Raw genomic sequence first — 24,322 nt, 5'->3', positions numbered from 1 at the left:
GTCAGGGCTCCTGAAGCGAGCCGAGGATCTGCTGATGGATGCGTACGGCGTCTTCGCTGAACAGGACGAAACGGATATGGCGTAGCGAATGGCTGTCGCGGCTGGCCTGAATGACGGTGTCGAGAGCGATGCGTGTGGCATCCGGCATGGGGTAACCGAAGGCGCCGGTGGAGAGCGAAGGAAAGGCGAGCGAGGCGATGCTCTTGTCTTCGGCCAGACGTATCGCTTCGCGGTAGCAACTGGCAAGCAGTTCATCGGCGGGCTCGTCGACGCCGTAGACCGGGCCGAGACAATGGATGACGTAACGGTTGGGCAACTTGTGGGCACCGCTGATAACGGCTTGGCCCGGGCGAATCGGTGCCATAGGGCGGCACTCTTCTTCCAGGCCGGGGCCAGCGGCACGATGCAATGCCCCGGCTACGCCGCCACCGATAGTCAGGTCGGCATTGGCGGCGTTGACTACGGCCTCCATGTCCGGCTGTTGTGCGATATCCCCTTGAACGCATTCGATGTGCGGTTGTGCGCTCATGGCGCCTCCTTCGCTATGCTTGGCGTATTCTCAGCGTAGGCCGCTCGACGTTTATGCGCTAACCTGCCTGCCGCATCGGGTCGGGAACGCCTCCAAGTGGAAATGCTCGTTAGCCATTTTGCAAGAAGCAATTCTGTCTAGCATGGCGTGGTATAACGAAAATCCTGCTTGTAATATAACGGTGCTGTTAGATTAACGCACTGTAAGCGCGATCGATGCACTAGCCTTACCTGCATCGGCTTGCATTGCTGGCTGGTGTCGGCAATTTAGCGACTGCTTTTGCAGCCCTGCATGGCAGTGCGTATCTTGTTAACGTAGGGATAGCGATGTTGACCGGCAGGTCGATGTGCAGCCAACCGTTGAACGGCAGGCTATCGACCGTCGTCGATATTCGTAAAACAACTCATGAAGAGGAATCGTGCATGAAACGCCACTCCCTTTCCGCAGCCGTCATGCTGTCCGGTGCCATGTTGGGTGCCGCGACGCTATCTACACCGGCGATGGCGCAGGAGCAGTTCCTGACCATCGGCACCGGTGGCCAGACGGGGGTTTACTACGTGGTCGGCCAGTCCATGTGTCGCATGGTCAACCGCAGCGAAGAGCAGGACATCAAGTGCAACGCACCGTCCACAGGCGGTTCCGTCGCCAACGTCAACGGCATCAAGTCCGATGAACTCGACATGGGGGTGGTGCAGTCCGACGTGGCTTACCGTGCCTATAACGGCGAAGGCAACTTCGAGCAGCCGTTCAAAGAGCTGCGTTCGGTTTTCTCGATGCACGGCGAGCCGCTTACCGTGCTGGCGCGCGCCGATGCCGGCATCGATGAGCTCGAGGATCTCAAGGGCAAGCGTGTCAACATCGGCAACCCGGGCTCCGGCCAGCGCGCCACCATGGAAGTGCTGATGGATGCCAAGGGCTGGACCAACGATGTCTATTCGCTGGCCTCCGAGCTGACCGCGGCCGAGCAGGCTGCCGCCCTGGCCGATAACAACATCGATGCCATGGTCTATGTGGTGGGGCACCCCAACGGTTCCATCCAGGAAGCGACCACTACCGTCGATGCCAAGCTGGTCCCCCTCGAGGGCGAAGCCGTCGATCAACTGGTCGAGAAATATCCTTACTACTCCACCGTGACTATCCCTGGCGGCCTGTACAAGGGCAATCCGGATGACGTGGACACTTTCGGCGTGATGGCGACCGTGGTCACCGACGAAAACACCGATGCCGATGTGGTCTATGCCACCGTCAAGTCGGTCTTCGAAAACTTCGACCGCTTCAAGCGACTGCATCCGGCCTTCGCCAACCTCAAGCCCGAGGAAATGATCAGCAATGGTCTGACTGCACCGCTGCACGAAGGCGCGGCGCGTTACTACAAGGAGCAAGGCTGGATCGAGTGATCTCCTGACGGAGACAGTCGATAGTGACTCGGAGGATGCGCGGAGCCGATGGGCTGCCGCGCATCTTTCGGTTATACGGCCTACCGGCGGTATGCGACTACGCGATCCAGGAACGTCGATACCGCCTTTTTTCGATCAGTCTATAGCAGGTCATGAGTATGGCTGAAAACAACAAGGGCGCCTCGGCGCCATCCAATGAGTTGGAGGAGCTGGTCGCCGCCAGCGATACCGGCTCGAGAAAGTTGGGCGGGGTACCCAACAAGATCCTGCTTGGAACGGCTGCCGTCTGGTCGCTGTTTCAGTTGTGGATTGCCTCGCCGCTACCCTTCATTGTCGGTTTCGGTGTGTTCAGTGCCACCGAATCGCGCTCGATTCACCTGGCCTTCGCTCTGTTTCTCGCTTACATGGCCTACCCGGCATTCAAACGTTCACCGCGTGACCGGGTGCCTGTCACCGATTGGATCATGGCTTCGGTGGCGGCATTTGCCGGCGCCTATCTGTATTTATTCTACGATCAGCTGGCCCAGCGGCCCGGGGCGCCAATCCTTCAGGACGTCATCGTGGCCGTGGTCGGCATCGTGCTGTTGCTCGAGGCGACGCGTCGTGCCTTGGGGCCGCCGCTGATGATCGTGGCGATCGTCTTTCTGGTCTACTCCTTGGCCGGTCCCTACATGCCGGGAATGCTGGCGCACCGTGGAGTGAGTTTCGAAGCGCTGGCCAATCACCAATGGTTGACCACTCAGGGCGTCTTCGGTATCGCACTTGGCGTATCGACGAGTTTCGTTTTCCTGTTCGTGCTATTCGGTGCCTTGCTCGACAAGGCCGGGGCCGGCAACTATTTCATCAAGGTCGCGTTTTCATTGTTGGGGCACTACCGCGGTGGGCCGGCCAAGGCTGCCGTGGTTGCTTCGGGCATGACCGGCCTGATTTCCGGTTCATCGATTGCCAATACCGTCACCACAGGTACCTTCACCATTCCCATGATGAAGCGGGTCGGCTTCTCCGCCGAAAAGGCCGGCGCCGTCGAGGTGGCATCCTCGGTCAATGGCCAGATCATGCCGCCGGTGATGGGCGCCGCCGCGTTTCTGATGGTGGAGTATGTAGGGATTTCCTATGTCGAGGTCATCAAACATGCTTTTCTGCCTGCGCTGATTTCCTATATCGCGCTGATCTATATCGTCCATCTGGAAGCGCTCAAGGCCGGCATGCAGGGGCTGGAGAGCAGCAATCCGGCCAAGCCGTTCCTGCGTAAGGTCATTGGGTTTCTGACCGGTCTGATCGCGTTGATGGCGCTGTCCTTTATCGTCTACTACGGCCTGGGCTGGCTCAAGCCGGTGCTCGGCGATGCCACGCCATGGGTTGTCGCTGTCGCGCTCGCAGTGGTCTATGTCGGCTTGCTCAAGGTGGGGTCGCATTATCCCGAACTGGAAATGGATGATCCCGATCAGGAGGTCATGACGCTTCCGCAGACCAAGCCAACAGTCATGGTTGGGTTGCACTATATCCTGCCGGTTATCGTTCTGGTCTGGTGTCTGATGGTGGAGCGTCTATCGCCGGGATTATCGGCCTTCTGGGCCACGGTCCTGATGATTATCATCATGCTGACTCAGCGTCCCTTGATGGCCATGTTCCGTGGCCGTAGCGACATGGCGTCGGATATCAAGGAGGGAGTTATCGATCTCTGGGCCGGCCTGATTGCCGGTGCCCGAAACATGATCGGTATCGGCATTGCCACGGCCGCGGCGGGCATCATCGTGGGCGCCGTTTCCCAGACTGGGGTCGGGCTGGTTCTCGCTGATCTGGTCGAGACCCTGTCGATGGGCAACCTGATGCTCATGTTGTTATTGACCGCAGTACTCAGCCTGATCTTGGGTATGGGCCTACCGACTACGGCCAACTATATTGTCGTCTCGGCATTGCTAGCGCCGGTCATCGTGTCTCTGGGCCAGCAGAACGGACTGATCGTGCCGTTGATCGCTGTGCACCTGTTCGTGTTCTACTTCGGCATCATGGCGGACGTGACGCCGCCGGTTGGTCTGGCGTCGTTCGCGGCGGCAGCCGTTTCGGGTGGCGATCCGATCCGTACCGGCTTCCAGGCCTTCTATTACAGCTTGCGTACCGCGGCGCTGCCGTTCCTGTTCATCTTCAATACCGACCTGCTGCTGATCGATGTCTCGCCCTTGCAGGGGGTCGCGATCTTCATCGTCGCCACGGTGGCCATGCTGATCTTCGCCGCCGCCACACAAGGGTACATGCTGACACGCAACCGCTGGTACGAGAGCCTGCTGCTGTTGCTGGTGGCGTTCACCCTGTTCCGGCCCGGGTTCTGGATGGATATAGTCCACGATCCGTACCGCGACGTCCCGCCCTCGCAGTTCGAGCAGGCAATGGGCAATGTGGATGAGGGCAGTAACTTACGGGTGCGCGTCGAGGGTCTCGATGCCTATGGCAACCCGGCCAGCTTCGTGGTCCTGGTGCCGGTGCCGGATGGCGAGACAGGGGCCGAGCGCATGGAAAGCCTGGGGCTGCAACTGATGGAAGAGGATGGGCGAACCCTGGTCGACATGACCACGTTCGGCAGCCAGGCCGAGGAGTTGGGCTTCGAGTTCGATCAGGAGATCGTCTCCGTCAGGGCGCCGGTCGAACGCTGGTCCAAAGAGTGGATGTGGATTCCGGGGCTAGCGGTATTCGCTCTGGTGGTTTTGCTGCAGCGACGCCGACGTAAGCATGCAGCGGCGACGCCTGCCTGAGGAGGGGAGTTCATGTACCAGAACATTGTCCTACCCGTCGACTTGAACCATGACGAGTCCTGGCAAAAAGCGTTGCCCACCGCGCTGGCGCTTTGCCGAACGTTCGATGCCGCACTGCATGTGGTAACCGTGCTGCCGGATTACCGCATGCCGCTGGTGGGTAGCTTCTTTCCGGCCGACTTCAGCGAGAAGGCTCGCAAGAAACTCTCCGAGACTCAGCGAAAGTTCGTCGACGAACATGTACCGAGCGATGTTAGAGTGCATTGCCATATCGTCGAGGGCTCCCCTTACGAGGGGATAATACGTACGGCCAAGTCCGTAAAGGCGGACCTGATCGTCATGGCATCGCACAATCGCCATGAACTGGCCGACTTTCTCGTCGGGCCGAACGCCGAGCACGTCGTACGCCACGCCGATATCTCGGTGATGGTGGTGCGCTGACGGCAAATGCCACACTGCAGACGCCCGGCCCTGTGCCGGGCGTCTTGCGTTTGCGGTGACCTTATTGACCAATCTCCTATCTTGCCGGTTCGGTATCTTTACGTTGCGTCGACTACATTGAAAGTAGGGTAGTGCCCATACCGCAACTGCGTACTGCGCTGAGGCTTGGCCCCGTGTCCAACCGCCGCTATGCCTCGGTAGGGGATGACGCCATGAAAGCTGCAACCAACAAAAACGTTCCTCTCTCTCGAACCGATGCCCAGCTTGTCATCCGCAGAGTCGATCTCCAGCGACCTCGACAATGGCTGATGGCGGGAATCAACGATTTTCGCGTCGCCATGTCGGTCAGCTTGGCTTACGGTCTGTTCTGGGTCGGTCTGAGCCTTGCCGTCACGGCAGTGGCCTTTTCGCTGGGGCTCTGGCACTGGTTGTTGCCCATGATCGCCGGTTTCATGTTTCTGGGACCGCTTGTGGCCGTCGGTTCCTACGGAGTCAGCCGGCGTCTTGGCGAGGGCGGCCAGCCTACGCTGGGCGATGCCTTCGGTGCCTGGATGTCCCATACCGGGCAACTGGCAATGATGGGGGTCATGATGATGATTTTCTTCATGGCCTGGATTCGAGTGGCGACACTGCTGTTTGCCTTGTTCTTCGGTTACTACATTCCCAGCCCGGAGACGCTTTATGTCGCGCTATTCACGACAGCCGAGGGGCTCGGCATGCTAGTGGTGGGAGTCGGCGTTGGCGCGGTACTCGCCTTCGGGGCGTTTTCCATTAGCGTCATCGCCATTCCCACGCTGCTGGATCGTGACCTGACCTTCATGGAGGGCATCGAGGCCAGCATCAAGAGTGTGGCTTGCAATTTCCGTCCCATGCTGCTCTGGGCGGCGATCCTGACTGGATGCACGGTGATCGGCATGGTCACGTTCTACCTTGGACTCGCCGTGATCTTGCCCGTACTTGGCCATGCAACGTGGCATGCCTATGAAGATCTGGTCGGGATCGAGCGTAATGACAGTGTTGCGGAATAAGAGGGGAGTTTTCGTATCGATGCTCAACAACGAAGAACCCCACCTTGAGGTGGGGTTCTCTTAGGCACCCTTGGCAGAGTGCCGATCAGGCCAGCATGAATGATTCATGCTTCGTCATGCATGCAAATGGCATGCATCCGATTAGATCGGCTTGATCTTGGAAGCCTGAAGGCCTTTCTTGCCCTGAGTGACTTCGAAGGAGACCTTCTGGCCATCCTGCAGGGACTTGAAGCCTTCAGCCTGAATTTCAGAGAAGTGAGCGAACAGGTCGTCACCGCCGTCGTCTGGAGAAATGAAGCCGAAACCTTTGGTATCGTTGAACCACTTGACAGTGCCAGTTGCCATTGTCGATTTCCTTGATGTTACTGAGGTGTTAATGACATTGCGGAATAATGTCCTGCAATGGTCGGTGCGAGGCTTATATGCCAGAGAACGCGCACGAGGATGTTCCAAGGGAATCGATCACAACTGACGTCATTCTGCCTACAAACCAACGGGAATGAGCATGCCCCTTCAGCGAAAAATCGTCAAGCATTATTTAACTCATGCAGATGGCGGGGGAGAGTGGCGTAGAGACATAATAAAAGGGCCCGCCGGAGCGGGCCCTCTACAACGGGCAACCGATCGGGTGCCGTTGTCGTCAAGTCTCGCCAGCGCTTAGCTGACGGGCTTGATGTTGGCGGCCTGAAGGCCTTTCTTACCCTGAGTTACCTCGAAGGAGACCTTCTGGCCATCCTGCAGGGTCTTGAAGCCGTCAGCCTGAATTTCGGAGAAGTGGGCGAAGAGATCATCACCACCGTCGTCCGGAGAGATGAAGCCGTAGCCCTTGGTGTCGTTGAACCACTTGACGGTGCCAGTTGCCATGTGTCTATTTCCTTAACTAACTAATAATGGTGCTGGGCAGGAAAGGCACTAGCCTTACCGTAATGCCCGTATTACGTGGGTAAGACAAGGGAAGGGAATGCGTTCTGAGTTTCTCGAGGGAAAATCGATAACGACTGACGCCATTCTACCTGCTAACCAACGCAGCGTTGATGCATCGTTTCCTGCGACCACGTCGATCTACGTTATGAGTGGATTACACGTTACGATGCTCCGCACAAGCAACATAGATGGAAATCGCATGAACGTCCAGAACGTCGATTACACCCAGCCCGATGCCGCTGCACGCTTCGTCCAGTCGCTGAGAGAGACTGGCTTCGGTGTGCTGCGCAACCATCCGATACCCGCCGATCTGGTGAGTTCGATCTACCGAGACTGGTTGGCTTTCTTCAATAGCGCCGAAAAGAACCAGTGGCGCTACGACCAGGGGCGTCAGGATGGCTACTTTCCGCCTGACGTCTCGGAAACCGCCAAGGGGCACGCCGTCAAGGATCTCAAGGAGTATTACCATGTCTATCCTTGGGGGCGCATTCCCGACACGCTGCGCGATGACATTCTCGCTTACTATCGACGCGCCAACGAGGTCGCCTCGACCTTGCTCGGCTGGGTCGAGTCACAGACGCCGCCTGACGTCGCTAAACATTATAGCGAGCCGCTATCGCAAATGATCGAGGGCAGCCAGCAAACGCTGCTGCGCGTACTTCATTATCCACCGCTCAGCGGTAATGAGCAGCCCGGTGCGGTTCGCGCTGCCGCACACGAAGACATCAATCTTCTGACGGTATTGCCGGCCGCTAACGAGCCTGGGCTGGAAGTCCGGGGTGGCGATGGCACGTGGCATGAGGTCCCTTGTGATCCGGGCCAGCTGGTCATCAACGTTGGCGACATGCTGCAAGAAGCCTCGCAGGGCTATTTTCCCTCGACCACACACCGGGTGACCAACCCTCATGGCGAGTCACGCCTCCATTCGCGCCTTTCGTTACCGCTGTTCCTGCATCCGCGCTCCGATGTCGTGCTGTCCTCTCGGCACACGGCCGACAGTTATCTGAAGGAACGTTTACGCGAGCTTGGCGTCATTTAACCGTCGGGCTGCGCCATGCTTGGCGGAATTTCTCAATCGAGGCTAGGAGGGAAGATGGTTCAGTTGTCATCCAACGATACGCATAGCAAAGCCGTCGGCTATTTGCTCTGGATTTTCGGTTTCACCGGAGCCCACCGATTCTATTACGGCAAGCCGGTCACCGGTACGATCTGGTTCTTCACGTTCGGCCTGTTCTTCATCGGTTGGCTGATCGATCTGTTCCTGATTCCGAGCATGGATCGCCAGGCCGACCTGCGTTTCCAGGCTGGGCCCACCAATTATACGGTGGCCTGGGTGTTGCTGACGTTCCTTGGGGTGTTCGGCCTTCACCGCATGTACATGGGCAAGTGGCTGACCGGCCTACTGTACTTGTTGACTGGTGGCTTGTTCCTGATCGGGGTGCTGTATGACTTTTGGACATTGAACGATCAGATTTCCATGAAACACTCCCGGCGCGAAATCTTCAGTCATTGAGAAAGGCAATGCGACAGGCACCGCCGCCAGGCCGGGGTTGCTACCCATGTCTTGAGTCGAGATCGGTATGTTGATCGATGCGCAGTTTTTCCCCTTCGTGCTGGCCATTACCTTGCTGAGCATTACGCCGGGCGTGGATACCCTGCTGGTCATTCGCAACACGGCGCGAGGCGGTGTGCGCGATGGTGTCGTGACCAGCCTCGCCATCTGCTGCGGGCTGTTCGTGCATGCCGCGGTCTCGGCATTGGGTATTTCACTGATCCTGCTGCAGTCGGCCTGGGCGTTCGGCGTGCTCAAACTGCTGGGGGCGGGCTATCTCGTATGGTTGGGCATACAGAGCCTGCTCAGCGCGCGGCGCGGCAATCCGCTGCCAGTGGCAGGGCTCGAAACGGCTCGGCGCGACGTTTCGCTGTGGTTGCCGGTGAGAGAAGGTTTCCTGTCCAACGTGCTCAATCCCAAGACCATCGTCTTCTACATGGCGTTCCTGCCCCAGTTCATCGCGCCCGGCGATCCGGCACTGCTCAAGTCGCTATGGCTGGCGTTGGTGCACTTCGTCATCGCCAACATCTGGCAGATCGCGATCGTGCTGATGATCGGCAAGGCGGGGCACTGGTTGGCCAGGCGCAGCGTTTCGCGCACGCTCGACAGCGTGACCGGGACAGTGTTGGTGATCTTTGGCATCAAACTGGCCCTGCAGCAGCGGCCCTGAACATGGCGATCGCGCCTCTCCAAGGCGCGATCGCAAGATAGACCTTACCGCTTAGTTGCGCGCCAGCAATGAGGTGTCGTAACTCACCTGGCGTTCGGCCGGGGAGAGCATGGCGATGCCCTGCGTGCTACCGCTCTGGGCCAGGCTGGCGAAGATCACTTGGTAAGCCAGGACCGCTTGAACATAGTCGCGCGTTTCCCGGAAAGGAATGCTTTCCACGAACAGGTCGAACTCCTGGGGGGCTTCGCTCAGCCAACGGTCCACCCGGCCAGGACCGGCATTGTAGGCCGCCGTGGCCGCTAGTCGGTTGCCGCTGTAGCGATCCAGCATACGGCTGATGTAGTGGCTACCCAGACGAATGTTGGTCTCCGGCTCGAACAGCTCGTTCATGCTGGGCGTGTCGATGCCCAACTGGCCACTGACGTGGGCGGCCGTGCCAGGCATGAGCTGCATCAGACCGCGGGCGCCCACGGGGGATACCGCCTCGTTGTTGAAGGCGCTCTCGCGACGGGCGATACCCATGAGCAGGAACGGATCGACGCCGTTGGCATTGCCCCAGCGCAGGAAGCTGTCCTGATAGGCATTGGGAAAGCGCCATGCCAGCGCGTCCCACTGATCGGCGGCGATCGTCGTCTGGACCAGGGTGGCATACCAGCCGCGTTGCTGGGCGTAGTCGGCGAGGGCCCTGGCTTCCTCTTCGCTGGCACGCTCTATGGCGGCGTACCACTCGCTGCGCGCCAGGCCCGGCTCGCCGATGCGCTGGAGCGCCTCGGCACGTTGCACGACGGGCCAGTTGGCTACTTCGCGCCGGTAGGCGTCGTTGAAGGTGGCCTGGGCCATGTTGAGTGCATAGGGTTGGCCGAGTTTGTCCGCCGCCGCGAAGCCGAAGAAGCTGCGTTCATCGGCGGCAGCGGCGTAGGCCTTGCGTGCCGTCTGCTCGTCGCCCAGTTGCTCCAGCGCACGTCCCAGCCAGTACTGCCAGCGTGCATCCTGGCGCGGATCGTCGGGCATCTGGTGGACCCAATGCACGACGTCGTTCCAGTTGCGCTCGGCGAGGGCACGACGCACCCTTAGTTCGAGCAGGTCGCCATCGGCCAGGCGCGGTAGTGCATCGTCGACCCATGCCTGATTGTTGCCGACTTCCCGTACCATGGAGTAGAAGGCCAGGTCGTGTTCGACGCTGTGGCGCTGTTCGTTGCTGAGGGTGAGGTGCGGGCCGATCTTGCGCCAGGCTTCCAGGGCCGCTTCGGTGTCGGCACGGGTGAAGTTGTACATCGCCGCCGTGAACAGCGCGGCGCTGGCCTGGCCTTGAGGACCGAGGTCGACCGGCACGCGAGTCACTGCAGCGTAGTCGCCTTTCAGGCGGGCCAGGGCCTGCTGGGCATCGCTCCAGGACGGCGGCAGCTTTTTCGCCAGATAGCTCATCAGGCCATCTTCGCCGTTTTCCCAGGCCAGCATCATGCGCTGCCAGATGGCTTGTGAGTCGATGGATCCACGGCTGAGCAGCGTATCGAATAGCGGATCGCACTCGCTGGGTTGCGAGCGTCCGGTCAGCCACAGGTCGAGACCGCCCTGGGCGGCACTCTCCGGATCGCGGTCGAGCAGTGCCGTATAGTAGTAACACTGGCGAATGGTGCCGCGAGGTTTGCCGTCGCTCACGGCCAGCAGCGCATCGTAACGTTTGGCGTCACCGTAGCTGACCTGGGCCACGCCACGCATCCAGTCGCTCAGCGGCGAGTCGGCGTGACGTTGCAGAAAGCCGTTGATGACTTCTGGCGTCACATGGGGCAATTGACTGCGCAGACGATGGTATTCCACGTAGCCGGCCAGAACGTGATCTTCGATGGCCGCGTCGTCGATACGGCTCCACTCGCGGTCACGGGCCGCTTCCAGCGCCTCGCGCATGGCGCGATCGGATGCCTCGTCGGCGGCGACAGGCAGGCTCAGGAGCAGGCCGGCCATTAGGGCCATGGCCCGTTTCGTATACCTGAATTTCATGGACGGCTCTCCTCGTACTTGCCCCACGGATGCGATGTACACCATCCTCTATGATACGGCCTGTTTTGAGTAGTGTCGTCAAGCGACGACAAGGCCTTTTTCTCGACGATGCGGAGAGCCACGCAATGTCCCTGTTCAAACTGTCTCGTCTCAAGCACCGCGCTGGCGCCTTGTCGCGCATCGTACGGGCGTTGCGCTTGTTTCTGCCGATGTGCGCCGATGTCATAAGTGGCCGTTATCGCCCGGCGCCCTGGCCGGCGTTTGGATGGATGGCCCTGGCGCTGGTGTATTTAATCTCGCCCATCGACCTGATTCCCGAGATGCTGATGTTGATCGGGATCATCGATGATGTGGTCATCGTCGGTTGGTTGCTGGCGCGGGTGGATACGGCGCTGACCGATTATCGGCGCTGGAAGGGCATCGATATCGACAATCCGCTGGACCGGCCCCGTTGAGCTAGTGCCAGCCAAACGCTTGAAAACCATCGGGCAATCCCCATATCGGTGACGAAACGCTTGTCAACACCGTAAGGGGCTTGCCAAATGACCACTGCCACCCATGAAGAAACGCTAGGCTTCCAGACCGAAGTCAAGCAACTGCTTCACCTGATGATTCACTCCCTGTATTCCAACCGGGAGATCTTTCTTCGTGAGTTGATTTCCAACGCCGCCGATGCCTGCGACAAGTTGCGCTACGAGGCGCTGGACAACGATGCGCTGTACGCCAACGACAGCGACCTGCGCATCGAGATCGAACATGACGCCGAGGCCGGTACGGTGACGGTGCGCGACAACGGCATCGGCATGAATCGTGATGAGGTGATCCGCAACTTGGGCACCATTGCCAAGAGTGGCACCGCCGAGTTCCTCAAGCAGCTCTCCGGTGAGCAGCAGAAGGACGCCAAGCTGATCGGTCAGTTCGGCGTGGGCTTCTATTCGGGCTTCATCGTCGCCGACGAAGTCACCGTGCGCACCCGCCGTGCCGATGCCGAAGAGGGCGTGGAGTGGCGCTCCAAGGGCGAGGGCGAGTTCACCATTGCCGATGTCGACAAGCCCGAGCGCGGCACCGAGATCATCCTGCACCTCAAGAAGGACGCCAAGGAATTTGCCGACGACTTCCGCCTGCGGAACCTGGTGCGCAAGTACTCCGATCACATCGAGGTGCCGGTGCGCATGCCCAAGACCGAGACGGCCAAGGACGATGAGGGCAATGAGGTCGAGGGCAGCGAAGTTACCACCTGGGAGACCGTCAACGAGGCCCAGGCGCTGTGGGTGAGACCCAAGTCCGAGGTCAGCGACGACGAATACAAGGCGTTCTACAAGCACATCGCTCATGATTTCAGCGATCCATTGACCTGGAGCCACAACAAGGTCGAAGGCAAACTGGAGTACACCAGCCTGCTGTATGTGCCCGGCCGGGCGCCGTTCGACCTTTATGAACGTGACGGCTCGCGTGGGGTTCGGCTGTACGTTCAGCGTGTCTTCATCATGGACGACGCCGAGCAGTTCCTGCCGCTGTACTTGCGTTTCATCAAGGGTGTGGTCGATACCAAGGATCTGTCGCTGAACGTCTCCCGCGAGTTGCTGCAGAAGGACCCGCAGGTCGACAAGATGAAGTCGGCGCTGACCAAGCGGGCCCTCGACATGCTCAAGAAGCTGGCCAAGGACAAGGATGGCTACCAGACCTTCTGGAACAACTTTGGCAGCGTGCTCAAGGAAGGTCCGGCGGAAGACTACGCCAACCGCGACAAGATTGCCGAACTGCTGCGCTTTTCCACCACCCATGCCGACAGCGCCACGCAGGATCAGTCGCTGGCCGACTATGTGTCACGCATGAAGGAAGGGCAGCAGAAGATCTACTATATCGTCGCCGACAACTTCAATGCAGCCAAGCACAGCCCGCATCTTGAGATCTTCCGCAAGAAGGGCGTCGAAGTGCTGCTGCTACATGATCGTATCGACGAGTGGTTGATGAGCCATCTCACCGAGTACGACGGCAAGTCGTTTGCCGATGTCGCCAAGGGCAACCTGGATCTGGGCGATATCGAAGGCGAGGAGGAGAAACAGGCCCAGGAGGAAACCGCCAAGGCCAAGGAGGATCTGGTCAAGCGCATCAAGGAGGCGCTCGGTGACGAGGTGCAGGAAGTTCGCGTCACCCATCGGTTGACCGACTCGCCGGCCTGCGTGGTGCTCTCCGAACACGAGATGGGATTCCAGATGCGCCGCATCATGGAAGCCGCCGGCCAGCCGCTCCCCGAAGTCAAGCCGATCCTCGAGCTCAATCCCGAGCATCCTCTGGTGGCGCGTCTCGAGTCGACCGAGGGCGAACGTTTCGGCGATCTGTCGCGTATTCTTCTCGACCAGGCGATCATTGCCGAGGGCGGTCACCTCGACGACCCGGCTGCCTACGTCAAGCGCCTCAACGCGTTGTTGACCGCCTGATTGTGCCTCAGGGCTATCACGTGAGTTGACGCTAACCCGGCCGGCCCCTGAGGCCGGCCGGGTCGTTTTGCGCCGCCGCAAAAAACGCTCGGTGTTTTAGCATTCCCTTGATAGACTCCAGATTCCTTACCTCTGGAGTCCAACCCATGCGTCGATGTCGTCCCAGGAGACGGCTTCGAGTCACGGCAGTTCTGGCTGTAACGGCGTGTCTCGGTGTCGGCGTTGCTCCCTTTCCCATGACGGCTCAAGCCGAGTCGACATGGGAAACGAGAGCCGAAACGATAACTCAGCAGGCTCTGTACCAGAGCGACCTGGATCCGGTCAGCGAATTGCCCGACTTGCGGGATTACCCGGCCGGCCCCGTTCGCAAACAGGTCTTTCTGAAATTGCTGGTACCCTTGGTCGAAGCCGAGAATGCGCGCATTGCTGCGCAGCGTGAATGGCTGGAAACCGTGCAATCCCGTGGCGGTGCGAGATCCGCCAAGGAGCGGGAACGCTTGACGGTGTTGTGCCAGGAGTACGACCTGCCCTGTCGTGACCGGCGTGTCTCGAACGCGTTGCTCGAACGCGTTAACACCGTGCCGATCTCCATGGTGATCATCCAGGCCATCGAGGAGTCGGGCTGGGGAACGTCTCGTTTTGCCCGCCAAGGCAACAACCTTTTTGGCTTACGTTGTTTCCAGGATGGCTGCGGCCTTGCCCAGGCCGGTAGCGGCCGCCAGTACAGTGCGTTCGATACCGTTCGCGATGCCGTACGTACCTACCTGCACAATCTCAATACCCACAAGGCATATACGCAATTGCGTAAGCGTCGCGCGCAGTTGGTCGCGCAGGGCCGTCTCGTGACCGCCGAGGCGCTGATTGGTGAGCTGGAAGGCTATGCGACACGCCACGACTATCAGGATGTACTGTTGACGCTGTTGCGTACCAACAATGATCTGATTCGTCGGCATCGCTCCGATAAGACCGTTTAGCGTTCAGGCGAGGGTGATTCTTGAAACCGCTCCTCTTGGGAGCGGTTATTTTATGGGCGCCGTTTCGGTGAAGGTTTCATCTGCAGGCTTGGGATCTGCTCGTTACATCTCCTGAAAATAGTTGGATAACGTTTTATTTATAGGTTCTATAATCTATCCAGTAGGTAAAAGTTAAGTATCGTTTCTTTGGAAAACAATGCCTTAACAGCCGTTCTAGCCATAAGGCTATTGTTATGGTTTCCATAAATACTTGTATATAAAGATTTTTTGTTGCACGTCTCGAGCATTTTCTGCATTTTATAAAAAGCTATCTTTTATTGCTTTGTGAAACATAAGTCGTCACTCGCGACGCAAGCATTTCCGTTGCGCCGCGAGTGATGATCCAAGGAGCGGCAGAATGCGAAGAACGATAGGGACGCAAGACAGCGGAACCGGCATCTCTTACGATCACCGAAATGCAAGGGGGTTGGTGTGAAGATCGGGGCACCCAAGGAGACAGCCCGGGGGGAGGCGCGCGTTGCACTGACTCCCGAGAGCGCTCAGCAGATCCAAAAGCTGGGCCACGAATGCTTTGTCGAAGCTGGCGCCGGTGAGGCGGCGGGATTCAACGACGAAGCCTACCGCGATGCCGGCGTTACGGTCGTCGATAACGCCCAGGCACTCTGGGATGCCGTGGATATCGTAATAAAGGTGCGCGAACCCTCCGAAGAGGAAGCCGATCGCCTGCGAGATGGGCAGACGCTGATTTCCTTCTTCTGGCCGGCGCAGAGCGAGGCAATGCTCGAGCGCTGCAAGGATAGGGGGGCCAGCGTCATCGCGATGGACATGGTGCCGCGCATTTCCCGCGCTCAGAAGATGGATGCCCTGTCGAGTACCGCTAACATCGCCGGTTATCGCGCAGTCATCGAGGCGGGCAACCAGTTCGGCCGCTTCTTCACCGGCCAGGTCACGGCGGCAGGTAAGGTTCCGCCGGCCAAGGTGCTTGTGGTGGGGGCAGGTGTCGCCGGCCTGGCGGCCATCGGTACGGCAACCAGCCTTGGCGCCGTGGTGCGTGCTTTCGATGTGCGTCCCGAAGTCGCCGAACAGATAGAGTCCATGGGCGCCGAATTCCTGTTTCTGGATTTCGAAGACAGTGCCGATGGATCGGAGAGCGGCGGTTATGCCAAGCCCTCCAGTCCCGAGTTTCGCGAGAAGCAGCTGGCCCTGTTCCGTGAGCAGGCGCCAGAGGTCGATATCGTCATTACCACCGCACTGATTCCCGGCAAGCCGGCGCCCAAACTGTGGCTCAAGGACATGGTCGAGGCCATGAAGCCCGGCTCGGTGATCGTCGACCTGGCTGCAGAAAAGGGCGGGAACTGCGATCTGACCGTGCCTGACGAGCGCATCGTCACCGATAACGGCGTCATCGTGGTCGGCTACACCGATTTCCCGTCACGCATGGCGACACAAGCTTCGCTGCTCTATGCGACCAACGTTCGGCATATGCTCAGCGATCTTACGCCCGGCAAGGATGGCGTCATCGTCCATAACATGGATGACGACGTCATTCGTGGCGCCACGGTAACCCACCAAGGGGAGATCACCTTCCCGCCGCCGCCGCCCAAGGTAAAGGCCATCGGCGCCACCAAGCCGAAGGAAAAGCCCAAGGAGCCGACCCCGGAAGAGAAGAAGGCCGCCGAGCATGCCGCCTTCGTGTCGCAGACCAAACGACAGGTCGGGTTGCTGGTGGCCGGCGGAATAGTGATGTGGCTGCTCGGGCTGGTAGCGCCGGCGTCGTTCATGCAGCACTTCATCGTCTTCGTGCTGTCCTGCTTCGTGGGTTTCCAGGTGATTTGGAATGTCAGCCACTCGCTGCATACACCATTGATGGCGGTAACCAATGCCATTTCCGGGATCATCGTGCTGGGAGCGATATTGCAGATCGGCTCGGGCAGTTGGCTGGTCGGTTTGCTGGCCGGATTCTCGGTACTGATTGCCACCATCAATATCGTGGGCGGCTTCCTGGTGACACGCCGGATGCTGGCCATGTTCCAGAAATCCTGAACCGCGGAGATACGATATGTTGGGACAAGAGTTCGTTTCTGCCGCGGCAATTGCGGCAAGTGTATTGTTCATCCTGTCATTGGGTGGATTGAGCAATCAGGAGAAGGCCAAGCGGGCGGTCTGGTACGGCATCGCCGGTATGGCCATTGCGGTGTTGTTCACTTCGCTCGGGCCGGGTATCGGCGGCTATTGGTGGATGCTGCCGATGATGATCATCGGTGCCGTGATTGGGGCCTATGTCGCCAAGAAGGTCGACATGACCGAGATGCCCCAGTTGGTCGCGGCGCTGCACTCCTTTGTCGGCCTGGCGGCGGTCTTCGTCGGCTTCAATGCCGATCTCGAGCGGCGCCGCGTGCTGGCGGCACAATTGGCGGACCGTGGCACCGAGGGCTTTTCCGCCTTCGCGGCCCTGGTCGCCGAGAAAACGCCCGCCGAGCTGACCTTTTTGCAGGTCGAAGTGGTGTTAGGGGTGTTCATCGGCGCTGTCACCTTCACCGGCTCGGTGATCGCCTTCGGCAAGCTCGCCGGCAAGGTCAATGGCAAGCCGCGCCAGTTGCCGGGCGGGCATTGGCTCAATGCCGGGGCAGTCATCCTTTCGCTGATACTGGCCATTCTGTACCTGAATGGGGCCGGTTTCTGGACGCTGCTGTTACTGGCGCTGTTGGCTTTCTTCATCGGGTATCACCTGATCATGGGCATCGGCGGGGCCGACATGCCGGTGGTGGTGTCGATGCTCAACAGCTATTCCGGCTGGGCTGCGGCAGCGATCGGCTTCACCTTGTCCAATGATCTGCTGATCGTCACCGGGGCGTTGGTGGGTTCGTCGGGCGCCATCCTCTCGTACATCATGTGCAAAGCGATGAACCGCAACTTCGTCAATGTGATCCTTGGCGGCTTCGGCGGCAGCAAGGGACCGGCGGCAGAGATCGAAGGCGAGCAGGTGGCCATCGACACCAATGGGGTGGCCAACGCGCTCAATGACGCCGACAGCGTGATCATCGTGCCGGGCTATGGCATGGCGGTCGCCCAGGCACAGAATGCGGTGAGCGAGTTGACCCGCAAGCTGCGTGCCGCTGGCAAGACCGTGCGCTTCGGTATCCACCCGGTGGCGGGACGTCTGCCAGGCCATATGAACGTCTTGCTGGCCGAGGCCAGAGTGCCCTATGACATCGTGCTGGAAATGGACGAGATCAACGACGATTTCGCCGAAACCGACGTGGTGATCGTCATAGGTTCCAACGATATCGTCAACCCGGCCGCCCAGGAGGATCCCAACAGTCCGATTGCCGGCATGCCGGTACTCAAGGTCTGGGAAGCCAAGCAGGTATTCGTCTGCAAGCGCGGTCAGGGGACCGGTTATTCCGGCATCGAGAATCCGTTGTTCTTCAAGGAGAACACGCGCATGTTGTATGGAGACGCCAAGTCCAGCATCGACTCTCTCGTGCCGATGATCGACTGACTTTTGGCCGATTCAGCGTCGTGACATGCGGCGCCCAAAGAGACGCCCCGCCAAGCGGGGCGTTTTTCGTTACAATGATCCCAACATACTCATCTAGGGATCGAGCATGACAGAGGATCGCCTGAAGGTCGCCGTGCTGGGCGGGGGGAGCTTCGGCACGGCATTGGCCAGTATCGCCGCCGACAATGGTGCAACGGTGCGCCAGTGGCTGCGCGACGATTCACTGATCGCCGAGATCAATCGCGACCACCGTAACTCCCGCTACCTTCCCGACTTCGCTATCAATCCTGCCGTGGTGGCCTCGAGCGATATGCGCTCGGTACTCGATGGGGTTGAACTGGTATTCGTCGCGATTCCCTCGAAAGCGTTTCGCGACGTGGTTCGGCAGGCACGTCCCTGGTTGAACGCGCGCCAGATCCTGGTCAGTACCACCAAAGGCATCCAGGAAGACGGTTTCAAGCTGATGAGTCAGATACTGGAAGAAGAAACCGGCTTCTCGCACATCGGCGTGCTGTCCGGCCCCAATCTGGCTGCGGAAATCGCCGAGAAGCAACTGACCGCGACGGTGATCGCTAGTGACGACGCATTGACCCGGGCACGCGTGCAGACGGCGCTGGGCTGCGACTATTTCCGCGTCTATGCGAGTAATGACCGTTATGGTGTCGAGCTGGGTGGTGCGCTCAAAAACATCTATGCCATCGCCGCCGGTATGGCCGCCGCACTGGGCATGGGCGAGAACACCCGCAGCATGCTGATGACCCGGGCATTGGCCGAAATGAGCCGTTTTGCCGTGGCCCTGGGGGCCAACCCGATGACGTTCATCGGTCTGGCCGGCGTAGGCGATTTGATCGTGACCTGTTCTTCCAATCGGTCGCGCAACTATCGGGTCGGTTATGCTCTGGGCCAAGGGCACAAGCTCGAGGAGGCGGTCGATGCCTTGGGGCAAGTTGCCGAGGGCGTCAATACCGTTAGCCTGGTGTGCGCCAAGGCGCGACAGGAAGGTATTTACATGCCGCTGGCCGAAGGCTTGTACCAAGTGCTGTTCAACGACGTCCCGGCGCGCGACATGGCCAAGCTGCTGATGCTGAACGAGCAGAGCAGTGACGTCGAATTCACGCTATCGCGGGAGGACGTCAAGCATGCGAGGCGTTTGGAGGGAGACTCATGAGCTTAGCGCTCTGGATCATGCGTCACGGTCAGGCGGCACCCGGGCACCCTGACCCGCAACGCCCCCTGACCGATGTCGGGCGCCAGGAAGTGGCCCGCATGTCGATGTGGCTCGCCGAAAGGCTGGACGAGGCCCAACTGGCCCGATTGCAGATTGCGGCAAGCCCCTACAGGCGTGCCCAGCAGACGGCGACTATTGTCGCCGACCGACTCGGCAAGCCGGTACAGGAACTGGCCCTGGTCACGCCGGATGATCCCATCGAACCGGTCATCGACTGGCTCCAGGCACATGCACTGGCGTCGCCCTGGTTGCTGGTCAGCCATATGCCGCTCGTTGGCGGGCTGACAGGACGGCTCGTTGAAGGTGACCCTCGACACAGCCTGCCCATGCCGACGGCAGCTGTCGCCGAGCTGGAGGCAGAAGTCTGGGCGGCGGGCTGTGCCCGGCTGCGCGCCTTTCGGCATCCTGCTGAACTTAGCTGAGTCGAAAGCGCCGTTGAGTTGACCTTCCTCTATAACCGTTTCTTCGCTCTTCTTCAGCGAAGCTCTCTGCGTGGCCTGATATACCGGCCATGTGACGATTCCTTTATCTGTAGCTGCCGCATGGTTTTCGGCCTAGCAAGACCTAAGTCGTATTGTCGGCTTCCGCGTCAGCCTATAGTTTTTGCACTTGTATGATGTATGACATCCGGTAAGCACGCAAACTATTGTACCGGAATCCCGGTTTCGCCAAGCATCGCATGAGCAAGAGGAATCCTTTGTGAACTTCACCAGAGACGATGTCCGGAAAGCGGTTGGGGACGGCCTGCTTTCGTTTCCCATCACCGACTTCGACGCCAACGGCAACTTTGACTCCGAGAGCTACCGCCAGCGCCTCGAATGGTTCATCAGCCACGACATCTCTGCCGTGTTCGTGGCCGGCGGTACCGGCGAGTTCTTCAACCTGACCCTGGACGAGTTCCGTGACGTCGTGACCCTGGCCGTCGAGACGGTGAACGGCAAGTTGCCGGTGATTGCCAGCGCCGGATTGAGCGTCGGCAGCGGCAAGGCCTTCGCCAAGGTCGCCGAGGAGGCTGGCGCCGACGGTATCCTGCTCATGCCGCCGTACCTGACCGAGTGCCCGCAGGAAGGGCTGGTGGACTATGCCCGCCAGATCTGCGACGCCACCGATCTCAACGTCATCTATTACAACCGCGGCAACGGCGTGCTCGAGGCCGATGCCGTCCAGCAGCTCGCCGATGCCTGCCCCAACCTGATTGGCCTGAAGGACGGCAAGGGCGACATCCAGCTGCTCAACAAGATCGTCAAGACCGTCGGCGACCGTCTGGTCTATGTGGGTGGCGTGCCGACTGCGGAAATCTTCGCCGAGGCGTATCTGTCCATTGGCGTGAACACCTATTCATCGGCGGTATTCAACTTCGTGCCCGAGATGGCGGTGAAATTCTACAAGGCGCTGCGCCAGGGCGACTCGGCCACCGTCAAGAAGATCACCAACGAGTTCTTCATTCCCTTCGTCACCCTGCGCGACAACAAGAAGGGTTACGCGGTCAGCTTGATCAAGGCGGGTGCGGACATCATCGGCAGGCCGGCGGGCTCGGTAAGGGCGCCTCTCGAAATGCCAACGCCAGAAGAGCGGAATGTGCTGGAGAAGCTCATCGGTAAAGCCAACGACTTGTAAGAGCTCTGGTCAGGTTCGTACGAAACGATAACAAGCGAGTCTGGCCATTAAAGAGAGGTCTGGCCTAAGGGCAATACAATCTACAAGGGCCTCATAAACGCCAAGCCAAAGGAAGAACGATCTATGAAAGTCATGAAAACTCATCTTCGCAAGTTGGTCTGTGCCGTAGCGATTGCAGGGACTGCAGGGGCCTCGATGTCGAGTTTTGCAGCGGATTGTCCGATTCCCGGCAATCTGCGTGTCGTCATCGGTTCTACCTCGACGGGTGGGGATACCTACCAGAACTCCAGCATCGTTGCCGATCATCTGGCCAAGAAGCTGGATATCAACGCCAAGGTCGATGCCGTTGGGGCCATGGCAGGGTTTCGTGCGCTTGATCGGAGCCGTAATGGCAACACCGTCATGATTTTCCATGATCAGGCCTACTTGGGTAATCTTTACGGCGTCAAGGGTTACGACAATATCTTTGAGAAATACACCGTAGGGCCGACCGTTGCGATCAACCCAGGCAACGCGTACCTGGTGCCCAAGGATTCGCCCTACCAGAACATCGATGAGGTTATCGCTGCAGCGGGCGAAGGCGAGGAGATACGTGTCGCCATTCAGCCCGGTGGCGTTTCCGAAATCGGCTTCAGTGCGTTGAAGAATGCCGTGAAGGTCGAGCATCCCGGAATGGAAGACAATGTCGTCGCCGTCAACACCGGATCTCAGGCGGACAAGAACCAGTTGCTCTTCGATGACATGGCCGACGTGATCAATGGTTCGGTACAGGCGAACGAGCAGTACACCCGCTTGCCGGCAGACGACCAAAAAGCCATGCGTTTCGTCTGGCTGACGGCCAGAAACGACACGATCAAACAGACCAATGAAGAAGGCATGGGCAAGACATCAAGGGAAGATCTCCTTCAGTACGTCAACCCCAACGTGACCGTGCCGCAGAGCGAGTCGCAGAACTTTACCTTCGACAAGGAATTCTTCTTCCTTTACAACAAAGACATGAACCCCGAGATCGTCAGCTGCATCGACAACGCGCTCGAAGAGATCTATGCACAAGGCGATATTCAGGAACAGCAGAAGAAGTCATTCTTCATTCCTAACTTCAAGCCTTCCAGTGAAGCGCAGGCTTATCTAAAAGATAAGCGCGATCAGTACAAGACGATTATCGAAAACATAAAATAAGCATGTTTCGGCGCCAAGCTTAGCTTGGCGCCGGTCGTTACGGTCACGCTCACAAGTGTAACCCACCTTGTGGAACGTCACCTGACAGCAAAAGTCAAAGTGGGGCACATATGGAAAGCCAATTTCTATCCTTGTTCGAAGTGTCTATTGCCTTCGAAGAGTCGCATCTTTTTTTCCCAAGGATAGTGTCTTGGGTCCTGGTAGGTCTGCTCGCCATCATCCTGTTGAGCAAGTCGAATAGAATTGCACCGGCACTGCGGCGTGCAGGACAGGCCGTTACACAGGGTGGCGACGGTTTCGACAGGAAACGGTTTTTCGGAACGATTCTGCTGATCGTCATCTACTTCTACATGATGGCCGTGGTAGGCGACATCTTTCCGAACACGGGGTTTGGTTTCTTGTTTGTCTCCATCCCATTCATCTTCCTATTGTCAATGCTTTATGTAGAGCACAGCACAAGAAAGAATATCCTGATAATAGCTGTGACAGCTGCTATCGCGCCGACTTTGGCTTGGTATGTGCTCTCTCAACTCTTCAGAATCACACTTCCCTGATGGCAGGATAACGCTATGGAATTTCTGTCTTATCTAAGCCCAATGTTTTTTACGTTAATCGCTGCCGGGGCCCTGATCGGTGTGATTTTCGGTGCTATCCCCGGTATGACGGCAACGATGGCTGTCGCTGTCTGCTTGCCGCTGACCTATGCTCTCGATCTGACCAATGGGTTGGCGCTGCTGCTTGGCCTGTACGTAGGCGGTATTTCAGGCGGCATGGTGCCTGCTGTCTTATTGAATATTCCGGGAACGCCCTCGTCGATAACGACGACATTCGACGGTTATCCCATGGCCAAGAAAGGCGAAGGTGAGCGTGCACTCAAGATCAGCATTGTCGCTTCGCTGTTTGGGGGGCTGTTCAGCGCGGGGGTACTGTTTTATTTTGCCCCTGTGCTCGCCGATTTCGCGATCAAGTTTTCGTATGTCGAGAAGTTCCTGATCATCTTCCTCGCACTGACGGTAATTGCCTCGCTGACCAAGAACATGCTGATGGGCATTTTCAGCGGTGTGCTGGGCGTGTGGCTTAGCCTGATTGGCACGTACGAAATCACTGACGGCGGCAATGGCGAGACCCGTCTGATGTTCGATTTCATGGAATACTACCTTGTCGCCGGATTCTCCCTGCTGCCGGTATTGATTGGCATCTTCGGTATCACGACGATCCTGCAGGATGCGGAAAAAGGCTTCAAAGGCGATGCCGGCAGCCCTACCATCAAGCTGACCAAAGGCTCGCGTTTCTCGTTGAGCGTGTTCAAGGGCCAACTGGTCAATCTGGTACGCTCATCCTCGATCGGGACATTTGTCGGCATGCTGCCCGGCGTTGGTGGAAGTGCCGCTTCGGTACTGGCCTATACACAGGAAAAGAACTTTTCCCATGATTCATCGCAGATGGGTAAAGGCGCACCCCAAGGCCTCGTAGCATCCGAGTCATCCAATAATGCGCTTACCGGGGGAGCCCTGGTCCCCTTGTTGTCGCTCGGTATTCCCGGCGACTCGACGACGGCAATCCTTATCGGTGCATTCACGCTGCAGGGTATCCAGGTTGGTCCGCTGTTCATCGGGGACAATCTCGATACTTGGTACATCATGATTGCTGCCCTGGTGGTCGCCAACTTTCTGATGTTCGGCATCATGTTCTTTGCCATCAAGTATATCGCCAAGGTCATAGAGGTGCCCAAGCATCTCCTCTACCCCATCATCGTCATGATGTGCGTGGTCGGCGCCTATGCCATCAATTACGGCATCATGTTCGATGTCTGGACGCTGCTGATCTTCGGCGTCTTCGGCTATATCGCAACCAAAGTGGGCATCGAACTCGTGCCGCTGATCATTGGGTTCATTCTCGGCGGCTCGGCGGAAGTCTATTTCGTGAAGAGTCTCGAGTCCTACGGAAACCTGACCATCTTTTTCACGAAAAGCCCCATTGCCGTTCTCCTTTGGGTGCTCATCGTGCTGTCGCTCGTTTTCGCCATTTTCCTCAAGGTACGTGCACGGAAGCAGGAGAATCTGGTCTCCAGCAACTAGGTGACAGCGAGAAC

The 24,322-nt window shown here is 58.6% G+C and carries 22 protein-coding genes; 18 read left to right on the top strand and 4 right to left on the bottom strand.

All coding sequences use genetic code 11. The annotated features are described in order from the left end of the window. Position 1: 1 nt before the first annotated feature. Positions 2-529 carry a macro domain-containing protein gene (locus MHM84_RS05385; protein ID WP_239263314.1) on the bottom strand — a complete coding sequence of 176 codons (528 nt, stop codon included), beginning with the start codon at positions 527-529 and terminating at the stop codon, positions 2-4. Positions 530-951: 422 nt separating this feature from the next. Between MHM84_RS05385 and MHM84_RS05380 the strand changes: the two genes are divergently transcribed. The 4 genes from MHM84_RS05380 (at position 952) to MHM84_RS05365 (ending at position 6,145) form a co-directional block, all read left to right on the top strand. Then, positions 952-1,926, top strand: coding sequence for a TAXI family TRAP transporter solute-binding subunit (locus MHM84_RS05380; protein WP_239263312.1), 975 nt, complete (start codon positions 952-954; stop codon positions 1,924-1,926). Between the two features lie 158 nt (positions 1,927-2,084). Continuing rightward, positions 2,085-4,676 carry a TRAP transporter permease gene (locus MHM84_RS05375; protein ID WP_239263309.1) on the top strand — a complete coding sequence of 864 codons (2,592 nt, stop codon included), beginning with the start codon at positions 2,085-2,087 and terminating at the stop codon, positions 4,674-4,676. A 12-nt stretch (positions 4,677-4,688) separates the two neighbouring features. Next, positions 4,689-5,117 (top strand): universal stress protein, encoded by a 429-nt coding sequence (locus tag MHM84_RS05370; RefSeq protein ID WP_239263307.1) that lies wholly within the window; start codon positions 4,689-4,691, stop codon positions 5,115-5,117. Positions 5,118-5,329: 212 nt separating this feature from the next. Next, positions 5,330-6,145: a DUF2189 domain-containing protein gene (locus tag MHM84_RS05365; RefSeq protein ID WP_239263305.1), complete on the top strand. Its 816-nt coding sequence runs from the start codon at positions 5,330-5,332 to the stop codon at positions 6,143-6,145. Positions 6,146-6,286: 141 nt separating this feature from the next. On the opposite strand, the gene MHM84_RS05360 is transcribed toward MHM84_RS05365, so the two are convergent. Continuing rightward, positions 6,287-6,490, bottom strand: a complete 204-nt coding sequence (locus MHM84_RS05360; RefSeq protein WP_239263303.1) for a cold-shock protein — start codon at positions 6,488-6,490, stop codon at positions 6,287-6,289. A 312-nt stretch (positions 6,491-6,802) separates the two neighbouring features. After that, positions 6,803-7,009, bottom strand: coding sequence for a cold-shock protein (locus MHM84_RS05355; RefSeq protein WP_239263300.1), 207 nt, complete (start codon positions 7,007-7,009; stop codon positions 6,803-6,805). A gap of 259 nt (positions 7,010-7,268) precedes the next feature. On the opposite strand from MHM84_RS05355, the gene MHM84_RS05350 reads away from it, so the two are divergent. From MHM84_RS05350 to MHM84_RS05340, 3 genes are all read left to right on the top strand, one after another. After that, entirely contained in the window at positions 7,269-8,108 is an 840-nt protein-coding gene (locus MHM84_RS05350) for a 2OG-Fe(II) oxygenase family protein (RefSeq protein ID WP_239263297.1), read from the top strand. A gap of 54 nt (positions 8,109-8,162) precedes the next feature. Further along, positions 8,163-8,582, top strand: a complete 420-nt coding sequence (locus MHM84_RS05345) for a TM2 domain-containing protein (protein ID WP_239263294.1) — start codon at positions 8,163-8,165, stop codon at positions 8,580-8,582. Positions 8,583-8,649: 67 nt separating this feature from the next. Next, positions 8,650-9,291 (top strand): LysE family translocator, encoded by a 642-nt coding sequence (locus MHM84_RS05340; protein ID WP_239263291.1) that lies wholly within the window; start codon positions 8,650-8,652, stop codon positions 9,289-9,291. A 51-nt stretch (positions 9,292-9,342) separates the two neighbouring features. Here the strand turns inward: MHM84_RS05340 and MHM84_RS05335 are convergent, their stop codons facing one another. Then, positions 9,343-11,289: a transglycosylase SLT domain-containing protein gene (locus tag MHM84_RS05335; RefSeq protein WP_239263289.1), complete on the bottom strand. Its 1,947-nt coding sequence runs from the start codon at positions 11,287-11,289 to the stop codon at positions 9,343-9,345. A 125-nt stretch (positions 11,290-11,414) separates the two neighbouring features. Here MHM84_RS05335 and MHM84_RS05330 point away from each other — a divergent pair, with 125 nt between their 5' ends. The 11 genes from MHM84_RS05330 (at position 11,415) to MHM84_RS05280 (ending at position 24,308) form a co-directional block, all read left to right on the top strand. Next, the gene (locus tag MHM84_RS05330) at positions 11,415-11,744 is read left to right on the top strand and encodes a DUF1232 domain-containing protein (RefSeq protein ID WP_239263287.1); all 330 of its coding nucleotides are present in this window, start codon (positions 11,415-11,417) and stop codon (positions 11,742-11,744) included. Positions 11,745-11,831: 87 nt separating this feature from the next. After that, positions 11,832-13,730: a molecular chaperone HtpG gene (gene htpG / locus MHM84_RS05325; RefSeq protein ID WP_239263285.1), complete on the top strand. Its 1,899-nt coding sequence runs from the start codon at positions 11,832-11,834 to the stop codon at positions 13,728-13,730. A gap of 146 nt (positions 13,731-13,876) precedes the next feature. Then, positions 13,877-14,704 (top strand): protein bax, encoded by an 828-nt coding sequence (locus MHM84_RS05320; RefSeq protein ID WP_239263283.1) that lies wholly within the window; start codon positions 13,877-13,879, stop codon positions 14,702-14,704. A gap of 471 nt (positions 14,705-15,175) precedes the next feature. Continuing rightward, positions 15,176-16,747, top strand: a complete 1,572-nt coding sequence (locus MHM84_RS05315; RefSeq protein WP_239263281.1) for a Re/Si-specific NAD(P)(+) transhydrogenase subunit alpha — start codon at positions 15,176-15,178, stop codon at positions 16,745-16,747. 16 nt (positions 16,748-16,763) lie between these two features. After that, entirely contained in the window at positions 16,764-18,206 is a 1,443-nt protein-coding gene (locus MHM84_RS05310; protein ID WP_239263279.1) for an NAD(P)(+) transhydrogenase (Re/Si-specific) subunit beta, read from the top strand. A gap of 106 nt (positions 18,207-18,312) precedes the next feature. Next, positions 18,313-19,374 carry an NAD(P)H-dependent glycerol-3-phosphate dehydrogenase gene (locus MHM84_RS05305; protein ID WP_239263277.1) on the top strand — a complete coding sequence of 354 codons (1,062 nt, stop codon included), beginning with the start codon at positions 18,313-18,315 and terminating at the stop codon, positions 19,372-19,374. After that, the gene (gene sixA, locus MHM84_RS05300; RefSeq protein WP_239263275.1) at positions 19,371-19,856 is read left to right on the top strand and encodes a phosphohistidine phosphatase SixA; all 486 of its coding nucleotides are present in this window, start codon (positions 19,371-19,373) and stop codon (positions 19,854-19,856) included. Before MHM84_RS05305 ends, sixA begins: the two co-directional genes overlap by 4 nt. Positions 19,857-20,133: 277 nt before the next feature. Continuing rightward, on the top strand, positions 20,134-21,051 hold the full coding sequence (gene kdgD / locus MHM84_RS05295; RefSeq protein ID WP_239263272.1) for a 5-dehydro-4-deoxyglucarate dehydratase: 918 nt from the start codon (positions 20,134-20,136) through the stop codon (positions 21,049-21,051). A gap of 153 nt (positions 21,052-21,204) precedes the next feature. Next, complete coding sequence (locus MHM84_RS05290; protein WP_239263269.1) at positions 21,205-22,230, top strand: ABC transporter substrate-binding protein; 1,026 nt, start codon at positions 21,205-21,207, stop codon at positions 22,228-22,230. 110 nt (positions 22,231-22,340) lie between these two features. After that, entirely contained in the window at positions 22,341-22,784 is a 444-nt protein-coding gene (locus MHM84_RS05285) for a tripartite tricarboxylate transporter TctB family protein (RefSeq protein ID WP_239263267.1), read from the top strand. Positions 22,785-22,799: 15 nt separating this feature from the next. Further along, positions 22,800-24,308, top strand: coding sequence for a tripartite tricarboxylate transporter permease (locus tag MHM84_RS05280; RefSeq protein ID WP_239263265.1), 1,509 nt, complete (start codon positions 22,800-22,802; stop codon positions 24,306-24,308). The last annotated feature ends 14 nt before the right edge of the window (positions 24,309-24,322 follow it).

The organism is Halomonas sp. McH1-25, from assembly GCF_022348165.1.
Taxonomy (GTDB): Bacteria; Pseudomonadota; Gammaproteobacteria; order Pseudomonadales; family Halomonadaceae; genus Modicisalibacter.
Note: the sequence above shows the minus strand (reverse complement) of the source record. Positions and strands in the feature narration are given on the sequence as shown.